Source organism: Dickeya parazeae Ech586, assembly GCF_000025065.1.
In the GTDB taxonomy this organism is placed as follows: Bacteria; Pseudomonadota; Gammaproteobacteria; order Enterobacterales; family Enterobacteriaceae; genus Dickeya; species Dickeya zeae.
In genome coordinates, this window is record NC_013592.1 from 4415592 (window position 1) to 4429225 (window position 13634).

The following is a 13634-nucleotide window of genomic DNA, read 5'->3' on the forward strand; positions in this document are numbered from 1 at the left end:
GATTATATATACAGTAAAAATAGCAGAATTATAGCAACGTGGTCAGCGATGCCAAACTGAAAATTTCCACATGCGGCAACAGTCGGGAATCGTGAATCTGCATCAGGTTGCCGTCACGCAGGTTAATCCAGCAGGATTGCACGCCGCTGCGGATCGCTCCTGCTACGTCGGTGGTCAGATCATCCCCCACATGTAGCAGGTTGTGCAACGGTAAATTCAGCCGCCCGGCGGCGAGCTGATACATATCATGGGACGGCTTGGAGCGGCCATCGGGGCCGGCACGCAGAATAAACTGAAAATAATCGCCAAGGCCGCAGGCATGGGGATCCGCATTGCCGTTGGTGATCGCCACCAGCGGCCAACGCTGCCCCAACGCGCGTAATGTGTCGTGGGTTTCCTGCGGCACCGTGATGTCACTGCGCCAGCGGGCAAACTCCGCCATTACCGCATCCGCACCGGTTTTGGCCTCGTTTGGCGACATGCCCACCCGGGTCATCGCCAGGTGTACGGAACGCCAGCGCCAGTGGGTCACATCGTGATAAATCTCCGGTTCTTGCGCCAGCAGTTCCTGGCGTAACTGTCGCAACCCTTCGCTGGTGAACGCCTGTAACCCGGGGTGGTAGTTCTGCAAAAACCGCAACGACTCCTGTTCCGTACGCCGGATAACGTCATGGTTGTCGTACAGGGTATCGTCCAAATCGAATGTAATGGCATCAATCCGATCAAGCGGGCGATAAAAATACATCAGGATTTACCTCGTTTGGCACGTGGGTGCGCGGCATCGTACACCGATGCCAGATGTTGAAAGTCCAGATGGGTATAGATCTGGGTGGTGGAGAGGTTAGCATGGCCCAACAATTCCTGCACAGCACGCAGGTCACCGCTGGATTCCAGCATGTGGGTAGCAAATGAATGCCGCAGTTTATGCGGGTGAACATGGCTGTTCACCCCCTGTTTGACGCCCCATTCGGCAAAACGTTTCTGTACGTTGCGCATCGAAATGCGCCTCCCCAGACTAGAGACAAACACCGCGTCATCCTCTGGCGCATAAATGTCACGGATCGCCAGCCAGTGCGTCAACCAGGTTACCGCCGTCGCGCCGACAGGCAGCTTGCGCTCTTTGCTGCCTTTTCCCATCACCCATATTTCGCCGCTTTCCAGATTGACGTGTCCGCAATCCAGCCCAACCAACTCCGCCAGACGCAGCCCGGCACCGTACATGACTTCCAGCATGGCGCGGTCACGCACCGCCAGCGGATCATTGAGATCGATATCCAGCAGGCGGTCCATTTCATCCACATCCATGTTTTTGGGCAGATGCCGCCCGGCTTTCGGTGCGGGCACACCGCGGGCAGGGTTGGCCTTAAGCTCGCCACGGCCCACCAGCCAGTCGAGAAAGCTGCGTAACGCAGACAAACGTTGCGCCAGACTGGCCGCGTTCAGGCCATCACGCTTGCTGCGGGCGACCACGGCCCGCACCCCTGCCGCATCCAGCGATGACCAGTCCGTCACGCCGGATGCCGACAGCATCTCAATAATCACCTGTAACTGGTGGGCGTAGCTGCGTTGTGTCAGCGGACTCAGCTGTCGTTCAACCCGCAGGTAACGCAGAAAAGCGTCTGCCGGGGCTGACAAAGGGGAATCGGGGTTCATAGGCGTTCAATCCATCGCTCCAGCAACACCGGCACGATCATCGCCAGATGTTGCAGCAGCTCGGTGCCCATGCCGTCCTGATAATGGTGGCTATCGCGGCTGCTAAAAATCAACAGCCCCAGATCGCCCTGTTTTCCCATCAGCGACAGCGCAACCGAGCCGACATGGCGCGCCTGCGGTAACAATAGCAGCAATTCGGGGCCGTTGAGGGTGCCAAGATAGTGATGCCGTTCGCCCAGTCGCTGGATGCGTAACGGCTCAAACAGTGTCCGGTTAAGCGCCAGATGGGTAAAGTCGGAAGGCGCGCCGATGCGCCAACGGTCGGCAAACAGACGGACGGCCGCCCCCACTAATCCCAGTTCGCGCGCCCAACGGTGCAGCCGGTCGAGCAGGTCCTGCAACGAATCGGCTGTAGAAAGCGCCATCTGCAACGCTAGCAGCTGACTGAACAGTGCTTCGTTGCGGGTCGCCTGCTCCATCAGCAAGGCGATCTCCTCTTCCAAAAACTGGATGCGGTTACGCTGACGGGCAAGCTGCCACTCCACCAGCGAGACGCTGCCCCGCACCGGGTGTGGAACGCGCAGGCTCTCAACCTGGTGGGCATGGCGAATGAAAAAGTCAGGGTGCTGGTGCAGATGCTGTAACACCAGTTCGTCAGTCAACGCCTGACGTTCAGCCTGCTCTTCCACATTTTTCATAGATGAATAAATCCATCATAAACATGGGTTGCCGGGCCGGTCATAAACAACGGATGACCGGGGCCGTCCCAGTGAATGTCCAGTTCACCACCAGGCAGTTGGACTTTGACATCCGCTGCCAGCAGCCCCTGTTGGATGCCGACCGCCACAGCGGCGCAGGCACCGCTGCCGCAGGCTTGCGTTTCCCCCGCACCGCGCTCAAAGACACGCAACCGGATAAGGTGGGGATTAACCACCTGCATAAAGCCGACATTGGCACGCTCAGGAAAACGCTCATGGTTTTCCAGCAACGGGCCTTGTTCCTCCACCGGCGCGGTATCCACATTATCCACCTGAAGCACGCAATGCGGGTTACCCATCGACACCACACCGCACAACACCGTGTGTTCCGCGGCGCGCAAAATATAGGTTTTTTCCGGCTTAGCCGCCCGAAACGGCACCTGTTGCGGTTCAAAGTTGGGCTCGCCCATATTGACCCGCACCAGTTCATCTTCCGTCACCGACAGTACCATGCGGCCGTTATGCGTACTGACGTTGATCTCACGTTTACTGGTCAACCCTTTCAGGCGGACAAAACGCGCAAAGCAGCGTGCGCCATTACCGCACTGCGCTACTTCACTGCCATCGGCGTTGAAGATGCGATAGTGAAAATCCAGCTCAGGATCGTAAGGCGGTTCGACGATCAACAGTTGATCGAACCCCACTCCGCAATGCCGATCCGATAAGCGACGGATCAGATCCGGTGAAAAGTAGACATTCTGCGTCACGGCATCGACAACCATGAAATCATTGCCCAGACCGTGCATTTTGGAGAACTGCATTTCCTGACCCCGCTGCGTTAAACGGGCGCGGCAGCCACACTGTCGCAACCCGTGAGATTATCCTCAATCACCCTGCCTATCACGGCGGCTATTGCTGCCGGGCGGATGATGCTTGCGGAGCCTGGGTGTTTTGTTGCTGCGTTTTTTTAACCGGTGCTGGCTGCTCCGGCGGAAAATAAAGCGGGCCTTTTAAACCACAACCAGCCAGCGACAACACCAGCAATGCCAGTGCGCCCTGACGAAAAAAAGTTTTCATTTCGTTAAAACCTGTCATTCGGAGACCTATGCTCTCTATAATCGCAGGTGGATCATGAAAATCAATAGGAATCGAATATGAACGATAGCGAGTTTCATCAATTGGCCGACGCGCTGATGCTAAAAGTAGAAGAAACGCTGGATCAGTTTGATGGCGATGCGGATATCGATTACGAAACCAATGGTGGCGTGATGACCCTGAGTTTTGAAAACGGCAGCAAGATTGTGATTAACCGGCAAGAGCCGATGCATCAGGTCTGGCTGGCGACCAAAGGCGGCGGCTACCACTTCGATTATCAGAACAACCGCTGGATTTGCGACCGCAGTGGCAGCGATTTCATGACGCTGCTGGCGCAGGCCTGCTCAGAACAGAGCGGCGAAGCGATTGATTTCGACTAAACCCGGGCAGGCTGTCACCTAAAACAAGCCAGGGCGCAGTTGCGCCCTGGCTTGTTAGCTCGGTTATCGGTCATTAACCCCAGATGCCCTACGCGGTACTACCCTCGTCGTACTACAGCATCTGCAAGCGCTGGTTCAACACCAGATTCTTCTTTTCCTCAGACGAAGGCGTCACGCACAAATGCGACAAGGCACTGCTACGGAATGGGATCACCTGTGTGCGGCCATCCAGTTGAACGATCTGATAGAACTGCGGCAGGTTGAAATTGATGAAGCTGGAGCCGTAGGTAAAGCGATCATGCGATGAGGAGTAGAAGCGGCTGACGTCGCGCACCAACTCTTCTTTGCTGCCTTCACAGTGATGATAGACCTCCACCCGGTTCGACTCATCCAGAATATAGATATTGAAACCCTGATTATCCGCCTGATCTTCAAAGAAGAATTGGATAATACCTTCACTGGCGACACCATCCACCACCGGTGGCAGATGGATATGGTTGGTTTCAACCTGAACAGGCAGCCCCTGTAGCTTGTTGTTGGAAATCGCGCCGTAAAACTCCACCGCATTTTCCAGTTTCTGCGCTGACACACTCAGGCGTTCGAAGAACAACCCCCAGGTTTCGCCCGCGACTTTGACCGCCTTGAAACGGCCTGGCTCCTGACGGGTGCTGGACAAGCGCAGTTCAATGCACTCTGACACCAGTTGCTGCACACGGGTACGGATAAGCCCGCGTAAGTGCTGACTGTAACAGAAGACTTCCAGCGACTCCGGCAGCGCGGCGTCCTGATGCATTTTGCCAAGAATGGTTTTCAGCGCTTCCAGCATCGCCTGCTCACCGCTGAAGTGCAGGGTTCGCACTTCATTCCACGAATTGCGGTACAGCAAGTCAATGCTACCGACCAGACATTGCTGTTGTTGACCAAAACTAAAGACATCCAGTTGGCGGAAATCGAAATGCACCACCTGATTACGGAATGTCGCGGTCGGATCATGTTCCAGGTTGACGATAATCGCCAGATGGCGAATTTCACACGGGCTGTACAGCGCTTTCGGCGTGGGTGCCGCCACCCGCAACGGGAAGTGACTGGACACATCCGATACCAGTTCCTGCAGCCGGGCGATGTCGCACAGTTCATGGCCTTTAATGTGCAGACGCGTAGACGATGTCAGCAGGCCGTTAAAGTACGCCCAGGCCACCAGCTTGTTGAGATAGCGGTTATATTCCAGCGGCTGATGGCTGATGATGGCGTCCATCGACGGTGCCTGATTGTACAGATACCAGCCAGAGCGATTGGCACGCCCGGCAGGCACATAAATAAAGGTCAGATTCGGTTCTGACAGGTCAGGTGAAATCTGCGGGTTCACCAGCGTCACCTTACCCGGCAAGGCTTCAAACGCCGCGTACAGTTTACGGGTCAGTACGCCGATATCCTGCGGACTGGCGCTGACGCTTAGGTTGTTGCGGCGGGCGAAACGGATCAGGTTGCGATAGCTTTGCATCATGGCATCGAGCAATTCGTTGTGCGCTTCGCGCACCTGCCCAATTTTCCAGTTCGCCCGGTTGTCCAGCATCACCAGCCGCTCATCGCTCCATCCCCACGCCTGCACCAGTTGTGTCAGGATCTGGCGACGCCAGGCGGTACACGCGCGCTCGCGGGAGAGCTTTTCGCACACTTTAAGATAGAAACAGCGACGTACCAGGTCCAACCGGGTCTGATCATCAATCGCCGTCAGATACTGGGTCACACGCTCCAGCATCATGCAATATGGATCCAGCCCGAAAGACACGATCTCGCCGTTATGCAAACGCGCTTTGATCTCGCTCGACAGCAAACGGGTATTGGGATATTCCCAGGAGTAGGCTTCCAGCAGCAGCGTTTTCAATACCGCCTTGTAAGGCGAATCAATGCTCTTATATAACTGCCACAAGCTGGCACCAAAGTATTCTTCCGCCGACAGTGCGCTCAGGCCGCCGAGATCCAGCCATTCGTTTGGTGCCAGCGCGCCACGGGCATACAAAGACAGCACGTACTCGTCGTAGTGCTCCTCTTCTTCTACTGGCACCATGTTCCACAGGATGCGCTTGCCCGCCATGCGCACCGCCGTGCGATAAAACTCATCCAGCAACAAAATGTGTTGGGTAGAACCGCAGTCTTCGCCACCCAAGCTACCGCTCTCGTTGTGGCGGAAACGGTTTTCATCCATCAGGAAGAAACTGACATCCACCCCCTGGCCTGCCGCCCATTTTTCCAACAACAGACATTTCTGCTGTAACCGCTGGCGCTCTTCGCTGTCCAGCCAGGATTGGTGGCACACCCAAATATCGAGATCGGAACTGCAACTCTGCCCGATGGACGAGGTGCTGCCCATCGAATAGACACCGGTGATCGGCAATTCGCCTTTGCGATCCGGCGCAGACAACTCACCCCAGCGTAACTCGACGCTATCGAGGTAGTGTTGCTGTTTTTCATCGGGGAAAAAAAGACAAATGCCGTGGGGAACCTTACCTTCCAGATAGCCAGGCATCAACGGATGATGATGATGTAATAAAACTGGCAAAAGACTGTAAACCTGCTTAAAAGCCGGTTTCATTGCTTCCAGAGCACGATCCACACGCAGTTGGTTGATCGCATCCAGTCTTTGCTTCAGTGTCTCGATGTAGAAGTACAAGACGTTTCGCCTGCTTATCCCAGTGCCTATAAAGAAGCCGTTGTTTTCCAGACTGCCCTGGATAGATATTGGAAGAATGGTGGGCAGAGTATTGCTGGAAACGTGATCAATTTAACACCTTGCTGAAAGGGCGTAAAGAAACTAAAGAAAGTCGGATTTGTTTATTGATGCTTCAGCATTGCACATATTATCGCCGCTTTTGCCACGTGCGGCTATCTCCGGCAAGGGTTTTCGATCTCCCCACTCTCGTCATTGCGACGGCCGGGCAACTGACACCAGCTTGCCTTCAATGGTACGATGGAAAAAAAGGATCAATACGGTATTAAGCATGGTAGACACTATTCTCAGGATCGCCACCCGACAGAGCCCGCTGGCACTATGGCAGGCCCACTTTGTGCAGCAACGGCTGGAAGCCTGTCATCCCGGTTTGCGGGTGGAACTGGTTCCGATGGTCACCCGTGGCGATGTCCTACTGGATACACCACTGGCCAAAGTGGGCGGCAAAGGATTATTCGTCAAGGAACTGGAACTGGCGTTGCTGGAAAACCGTGCTGATATCGCGGTACATTCGATGAAAGATGTCCCCGTCGAGTTCCCCGAAGGGTTAGGGCTGGTGACTATTTGCGAGCGTGACGATCCGCGCGACGCCTTCGTCTCCAACAACTACGCCACGCTTGACGATCTGCCGGAAGGCGCCTGCGTCGGCACCTCCAGTCTGCGTCGCCAGTGCCAGTTGCGCGCCCACCGCCCAGACCTGGTTGTCCGCGACCTGCGTGGCAACGTCGGCACCCGCTTGTCCAAACTGGATAACGGTGACTACGATGCGATCATTCTGGCCGTTGCGGGGCTAAAACGCCTTGGTCTGGAAAACCGTATCCGTACCGCGCTCAGCCCGGAACAGTCGTTACCGGCGGTCGGTCAGGGTGCGGTGGGTGTGGAATGCCGACTGGACGACGCTCGTACCCGTGCGCTGCTGGCACCGCTTAACCACGATGATACTGCCACACGGGTGTTGGCCGAGCGCGCTATGAACACCCGGCTGGAAGGGGGATGTCAGGTGCCTATCGGCAGCTATGCCGAACTACAGGATGATACATTGTACCTGCGGGCACTGGTGGGCGCGCCAGACGGTAGTCGCATTATTTACGCTGAACGCCGTGGCCCGCGTCAGGATGCCGAAGCGCTGGGTATCGGTCTGGCAGATGAACTGCTCGAACGCGGCGCGCGCGACATTCTGCAATCGGTTTACGGAGGAGCCTCGTCATGACGATTCTGGTTACCCGTCCCTCTCCTGCGGGTGAGCAGCTGGTAGCCCGTTTAAGAATGGCTGGCTTGCAAGCCTACCATAGCCCGTTAATTGAATTTTCTCCGGGTAGCGAATTGCCGCAATTGCCCGCCATGCTACAGGCGTTACGCCCCGGCGATTTGGTTTTTGCCCTGTCGCAGCAAGTGGTGGAATACGCCGATCCGGCGCTCTCCCGTGCCGGAATGGGCTGGCCCGAGTCACTCACCTACTTCGCCGTAGGGCGCGCCACCGGACTGGCGTTGCATACCGTCAGCGGCCTGGCGGTGCACTACCCGCCAGAACGCGCGACCAGTGAGACCCTGTTGCAGTCCCCGGCGTTACAGCACGTCACGGGCAAGCAGGCGTTGCTGCTGCGCGGCAATGGCGGCAGAGAATTGCTGGGCGACACATTGCAGCAACGCGGTGCGCAAGTACGCTACTGCGAATGTTATCAACGTAACCCGGTGGTCTACGACGGCGCGGAACAGTGCCAGCGCTGGCAACGCCTGGGCATCGACACGCTGGTCATCACCAGTGGAGAAATGTTGCAGCAGTTCTATACCCTGGTACCTGATTATTATCGAACGACCTGGCTGGTTGATTGTCGGGTCGTGGTGGTTAGCGAACGCCTGGCTGACGTGGCCCGTGAGTTGGGCTGGCGCGATATTCGGATCGCCGATAACGCGGATAACGATGCATTGATGCGCGCGCTACAGTGATACCGAATAGCTGCAGTGATATCGAATAGACTGTTACGCTGCGGTCGTCACGCGGCGAAAGAATACCCCGGACACTTACCATTACCCTGATCATAGGATGTACTCATATGACGGAACACATTACCTCCTCAACGCCCTCCGAAGAGGTGGTCGAACGGGCTGAACCCTCCTCGCCGCAAACGCCGCCGAAGGCGTCCCGCGCACCACGCCACGGTCTGGTGTTGGGCGCTATCGCCATCGTGGTCTCGCTGGCACTCAGCGGCAGTGTGTATTATTACGCCCACCAGCAGATGGCCCGCCAAAACGCCACGCTCACCCAACTGCAAGGCCAGATCGCTGCACTGCAAAAACAACAATCACAAGCACAGCAACAATGGCAGCAGACGCTGGACCAACAGGCAAAAACCCTGAGTGCCGATGAACAACGGCTGGCGACGTTGACGCGGCAAGCCGGGGAAATGCAGGAAAAACTGGCGACGCTCGATAACAGCGACTCGAAAACCTGGTTGCTGGCGCAGGCTGATTTCCTGGTAAAACAGGCAGGCCGTAAACTGTGGAGTGATAAAGACGTCACCACCGCCGGTGCCTTACTCAAAAGCGCGGATGCCAGCTTGGCCGACATGAACGATCCGAGTTTGCTGGAAGTACGGCGCGCCATTACCCACGACATCAGCATGTTGGCGGGCGTCAGTCAGGTGGATTTCGACGGCATCATCCTGAAAGTGAATCAACTGGCCGATCAGGTAGATAATCTGCGTCTGGCGGATACCGATACCGATGAAGCGCCGATGGAAGAAAGCGACTCTACCTTGTCGGCCTCGGTGAGTGAATGGCGGCAAAACCTGAGCAAGAGCTGGCACAATTTCCTGTCGGATTTCATCACCATCCGCCGTCGTGACGACAGCGCTGAACCGCTGCTGGCACCGAATCAGGACGTCTATCTGCGTGAAAATATCCGTTCTCGCTTGTTGATCGCCGCGCAAGCGGTGCCGCGCCATCAGAACGAAACCTACCGTCAGTCGCTCGAAACCGCAGCGACCTGGGTTCGCGCCTACTTTGACGAAAGCGATCCGACCACCAAAGCGTTTCTCGACCAGTTGGATGCGCTAAGCCAACAATCGGTGGCGATGGACGTGCCGAACGAACTGCAAAGCCAGCCGCTGCTGGATAAATTGATGCAAACCCGGGTTCGCAACCTGCTGGCGCAGCCGTCCGCCACCCCACAGGAGGGCTGATTATGCTGAAGGTACTGCTGCTATTTGTGGTGCTGCTGGCAGGCATCGTGGTCGGGCCCATGCTGGCCGGTCATCAGGGTTACGTGCTGATCCAAACCGACAATTACAACATTGAAACCAGCGTCACCGGGTTGGTGATTATGCTGGTCCTATTTCTGCTGGCTTTTCTGGCGGTGGAATGGCTACTGCGGCGAGTATTCCGCACCGGGGCGCGCACCCGCGGCTGGTTCATCGGACGAAAACGCACTCGGGCGCGCCAGCAAACTAAAGCTGCATTGTTAAAACTGACCGAAGGCGACTATCTGCAGGTAGAAAAACTGCTCACCCGTAACGCCGATCACGCCGAGCAACCGGTGGTGAATTACCTGCTGGCGGCAGAAGCCGCCCAGCAACGCGGCGATGAATTCCGTACCCGCCAGTATCTTGAGCGGGCGGCGGAAATCGCTGACGGCGACCAGTTGCCGGTCGATATCACCCGCGTTCGCATTCAATTGACGCGTAACGAAGACCACGCCGCTCGTCATGGCGTCGATCGTCTGCTGGAAGTAGCGCCGCGCCACCCGGAAGTGTTGCGTCTGGCGGAACAGGCGTTTTTGCGTACCCACGCCTACAGCGCCTTGTTGGATATTCTGCCTGCCATGCGTAAAACCCGGCTGCATGATGAACCCTCTCTGGATGAATTGCAGCAGCGCGCCACCATCGGTCTGATGGATCAGGCGATGTCGGAAGGCGGCAGCGAAGGATTGAAACAGTGGTGGAAAAACCAGCCGCGTAAAGCCCGCCAGTCACTGGCGATGCAGGTGGCAATGGCTGAACGCCTGATCGTGTGTGATGACCCGGTGACCGCACAAGACATCATTATTGACGGGCTGAAGCAGCAGTTTGACTACCGACTGGTGCAGTTACTCCCCCGGCTCAATAGTGGTCAACCGGAGCCGCTGGAGAAACTGCTGCGTCAGCGTCTTAAACAGCACAATAACGATGCACTATTACACAGCACGCTGGGGCAATTGCTGATGAAGCATGGCGAGTGGCAACAAGCCAGCGATGCTTTCTCCGCCGCGCTGGCACTGCGACCCGACGCTTATGACTACGCCTGGTGTGCTGATGCCTTTGACCGACTCAAACGCCCTGAAGACGCCGCTCGTATGCGGCGCGACGGCCTGCTGCTGACGTTACAGACCTCTCACGACGCCTAAAAAACCCCAAACCGGCGCGACCCAGCGCCGGTTTTCTTCACTCGTTTTTCTTCCACTCGGTTTTCTTCCCCACTTTTCTGATAACCGCCTGATTTAGCAAAATAACGGCGAAAAAAAACGCTTGCCGACCAGCGACAAGCGTGCAATAAAAATCAGGTCTGAAAGACAACTTTAAGGTGCCCCACTCAACATTACGTCCAACCGCGATGAAACAGCACTTCATCAATAACTGGACGTCAGGCACCGTAAATGGCTCTGCGTCATTCCCAGGTTTATGAAGCCGAAGCAAACATAGAGGGTGGAATGAGCATCTACACCTCTAATTAAGCATAAATGATGCCAACTTTTTAAATCCCACCAAACAAAAATCATTACTCATTGATAAATAAGACATTAAACACAATGAACCACTAAACACCGAAATGATTAACGTGCTGAAAAATCAAGCATTCCGGGTCAGAACTGTCGTTAAACGGAGACACCACTGGCACTAACTTTTATACTCTTTAAAATTCAAATGGTTACATGTCTCTCATTGGCGACACCGCTACCCCCACCCTGTCGCTAAAAAACCACAACCTATACCGGTCAGGGATAGCACAAAAACAATCACCACCTCCCGAGGAGGTGGTTTAAAGCTGACAACAAAACGGCCACGGTAACCGTGGCCGCTGTCATCAATAAGGATAAGACGGGAATAATGACGGAATCAGGCTGTCTGCGACAACTGTTCCAGACTCTGCTTCGCCAACTGATACAGATAGTGTGCGGTAGGAAACAGCGCCCGGTCATCCACCCGGAATTTCGGATGGTGCAGCGCATAGGGGCCACCTGACCCGACCATCATGAACGTCCCCGGCAGTTTCTGTTGGTAGAACGCAAAATCCTCACCGATCGGGCTGGCGTCAACACGACGAGCCTCAAACCCTTCGGCATCCGCCACTTGCAACGCGAAATCCACCCAATGCGGCGTATTCACCACCGACGGTGGCCCCGCGTGCCAGATAAATTCGATTTCGGCACCGAAGGTGCTGGCGATACCGGCGACAATCTGACGGAAACGTTGTTCTATCAAGTCACGGGCCGCCTGACTGAACGTACGCACGGTGCCTTCCACATAGGCAGTGTCAGGAATCACGTTCCAGGTGCTGCCGCTGTGTACCTGGGTAATCGACACCACCGCATTGTTGTCCGACGGTACGGTACGACTGATGATAGTCTGCACCGCGGAAATCAGCTGCCCCAGAATAATGATCGGATCATTACCTTCATGCGGTTTGGCAGCATGGCAACCTTTGGCGGCAATCTTGATTTCAAAGCGGTCTACCCCGGCAGTCAGAGCGCCATCTTTACCGCCAATCACGCCGACCGGTAACGTTGGGTCGTTATGAATGCCAAAAATGGCGCTGGCACCGTCAAGCGCGCCAACGGCGATGACTTCCGGCGCGCCCAATCCGGTTTCTTCCGCAGCCTGAAACAGAATGCGCACAGTACCTTTCAGTTCCTGCTCAATACGCTTGAGCAGGATCGCCGCCCCCAGCGCCGCCGATGAGTGAAAATCGTGTCCACAGGCGTGCATCACCCCGGCATTTTTTGAGCTGAACTCAACACCGGACTCTTCTTCAATCGGCAGGGCATCAATATCGGAACGCACAACGACCAGTGGACCATCTTGCAGGCCACCCACTTCCGCTACCAGACCGGTTTTTAGCGGCAGATCAAGGATGCGAATGCCTTCTTTTTCCAGTACAGCACGGATTTTTTTCGTCGTTTCAAACTCTTGATTGGACAATTCCGGATGCTGATGCAATTCATGCCGAAACGCCTGAATAAACTGCGCCAACGGCGCATGCTGCGCATGTTCTTTCATGTCGGGTGACTCCTCTTCTTCTGCCCCGTCATCACGGGGCGTGCCCGCAGGTGAATAGGTTATCGATCAGATGTCGAACTCTGAAGGTTCCTGAATCGTGGTGAGTTGCCGCAGGAAGCGACGGGTCTGCGGATTATCGGAGAAACTGATCACCTTCTCCGCCGGGCCTTGTTCAACGATGTGTCCGTCAGCCATAAAGATCACTCGGTCCGCCACGTCTTTAGCGAACTGCATCTCATGGGTCACGATAACCATAGTGGTGTTCTGCCCTGCCAGTTTCTGGATAACCTGTAGCACTTCGTGTACCCGCTCCGGGTCAAGCGCCGAAGTCGGCTCGTCAAACAGAATCGCTTTCGGGTCCACCGCCAACGCACGGGCAATACTAACACGCTGCTGCTGACCGCCGGACAGCGTCACTGGGTATTGGTGCGCCTGCGGCAACAGTCCGACCATTTCCAGCAGTGACAACCCTATCTCGTCCGCCCGCTTTTTCGGTATCTTCTTCACCACGATCAAGGCTTCGGTGATGTTCTCCAGCGCGGTCTTGTTTTTGAACAGGTTGTAGTTCTGGAATACCATCGCCGTCTGACGCCGGAGCGCATACGCGTCCTTGCTGCTATAGCGGCGGGTATCCAGCGATTGCTCGCCGATGGTAATCACGCCGGACTCTGGCTTTTCCAGCAAATTCAGGCACCGCAGCAGGGTGGATTTCCCTGAACCGGAAGGCCCGATGATCGCGACCACTTCGCCCTGGGCGATATCCAGACTGATATTGTCCAGTACCACCTGGTCACCAAAACGTTTAGTCAGGTTTTTTACGCTAATCATA

At 55.8% G+C, this 13634-nt stretch carries 13 protein-coding genes; 5 read left to right on the top strand and 8 right to left on the bottom strand.

The window, feature by feature from the left end:
• Nucleotides 1-28 precede the first annotated feature (28 nt).
• From yigB to lptM, 5 genes are all read right to left on the bottom strand, one after another.
• Nucleotides 29-745: a 5-amino-6-(5-phospho-D-ribitylamino)uracil phosphatase YigB gene (gene yigB, locus DD586_RS19240; protein WP_012886470.1), complete on the bottom strand. Its 717-nt coding sequence runs from the start codon at nucleotides 743-745 to the stop codon at nucleotides 29-31.
• Nucleotides 745-1653, bottom strand: a complete 909-nt coding sequence (gene xerC, locus DD586_RS19245) for a tyrosine recombinase XerC (RefSeq protein ID WP_012886471.1) — start codon at nucleotides 1651-1653, stop codon at nucleotides 745-747. The genes yigB and xerC overlap by 1 nt, the downstream gene beginning before the upstream one ends.
• Nucleotides 1650-2351 (bottom strand): DUF484 domain-containing protein, encoded by a 702-nt coding sequence (locus DD586_RS19250; RefSeq protein WP_012886472.1) that lies wholly within the window; start codon nucleotides 2349-2351, stop codon nucleotides 1650-1652. The genes xerC and DD586_RS19250 overlap by 4 nt, the downstream gene beginning before the upstream one ends.
• Complete coding sequence (dapF, locus tag DD586_RS19255; RefSeq protein WP_012886473.1) at nucleotides 2348-3172, bottom strand: diaminopimelate epimerase; 825 nt, start codon at nucleotides 3170-3172, stop codon at nucleotides 2348-2350. Before dapF ends, DD586_RS19250 begins: the two co-directional genes overlap by 4 nt.
• A gap of 88 nt (nucleotides 3173-3260) precedes the next feature.
• Nucleotides 3261-3428: an LPS translocon maturation chaperone LptM gene (lptM, locus tag DD586_RS19260; RefSeq protein WP_020477063.1), complete on the bottom strand. Its 168-nt coding sequence runs from the start codon at nucleotides 3426-3428 to the stop codon at nucleotides 3261-3263.
• Nucleotides 3429-3505: 77 nt separating this feature from the next.
• Between lptM and cyaY the strand changes: the two genes are divergently transcribed.
• Nucleotides 3506-3826, top strand: coding sequence for an iron donor protein CyaY (gene cyaY / locus DD586_RS19265; protein ID WP_012886475.1), 321 nt, complete (start codon nucleotides 3506-3508; stop codon nucleotides 3824-3826).
• 112 nt (nucleotides 3827-3938) lie between these two features.
• Here cyaY and DD586_RS19270 read toward each other — a convergent pair whose 3' ends face one another.
• The gene (locus DD586_RS19270) at nucleotides 3939-6497 is read right to left on the bottom strand and encodes a class I adenylate cyclase (RefSeq protein WP_012886476.1); all 2559 of its coding nucleotides are present in this window, start codon (nucleotides 6495-6497) and stop codon (nucleotides 3939-3941) included.
• A 328-nt stretch (nucleotides 6498-6825) separates the two neighbouring features.
• Here DD586_RS19270 and hemC point away from each other — a divergent pair, with 328 nt between their 5' ends.
• The 4 genes from hemC (at nucleotide 6826) to hemY (ending at nucleotide 10935) form a co-directional block, all read left to right on the top strand.
• Nucleotides 6826-7764 carry a hydroxymethylbilane synthase gene (gene hemC / locus DD586_RS19275; protein WP_012886477.1) on the top strand — a complete coding sequence of 313 codons (939 nt, stop codon included), beginning with the start codon at nucleotides 6826-6828 and terminating at the stop codon, nucleotides 7762-7764.
• Entirely contained in the window at nucleotides 7761-8501 is a 741-nt protein-coding gene (gene hemD / locus DD586_RS19280; protein WP_012886478.1) for a uroporphyrinogen-III synthase, read from the top strand. Before hemC ends, hemD begins: the two co-directional genes overlap by 4 nt.
• Nucleotides 8502-8608: 107 nt before the next feature.
• A complete protein-coding gene (hemX, locus tag DD586_RS19285; protein ID WP_012886479.1) occupies nucleotides 8609-9736 on the top strand; it encodes a uroporphyrinogen-III C-methyltransferase in 1128 nt (375 codons plus the stop codon).
• Between the two features lie 2 nt (nucleotides 9737-9738).
• Nucleotides 9739-10935: a protoheme IX biogenesis protein HemY gene (gene hemY, locus DD586_RS19290; protein ID WP_012886480.1), complete on the top strand. Its 1197-nt coding sequence runs from the start codon at nucleotides 9739-9741 to the stop codon at nucleotides 10933-10935.
• A gap of 709 nt (nucleotides 10936-11644) precedes the next feature.
• Here the strand turns inward: hemY and DD586_RS19300 are convergent.
• Together DD586_RS19300 and DD586_RS19305 are read right to left on the bottom strand one after the other, a co-directional pair.
• Nucleotides 11645-12805: a M20 peptidase aminoacylase family protein gene (locus DD586_RS19300; RefSeq protein WP_012886481.1), complete on the bottom strand. Its 1161-nt coding sequence runs from the start codon at nucleotides 12803-12805 to the stop codon at nucleotides 11645-11647.
• Nucleotides 12806-12871: 66 nt separating this feature from the next.
• Nucleotides 12872-13633: an amino acid ABC transporter ATP-binding protein gene (locus DD586_RS19305; RefSeq protein ID WP_012886482.1), complete on the bottom strand. Its 762-nt coding sequence runs from the start codon at nucleotides 13631-13633 to the stop codon at nucleotides 12872-12874.
• Nucleotide 13634 lies beyond the last annotated feature (1 nt).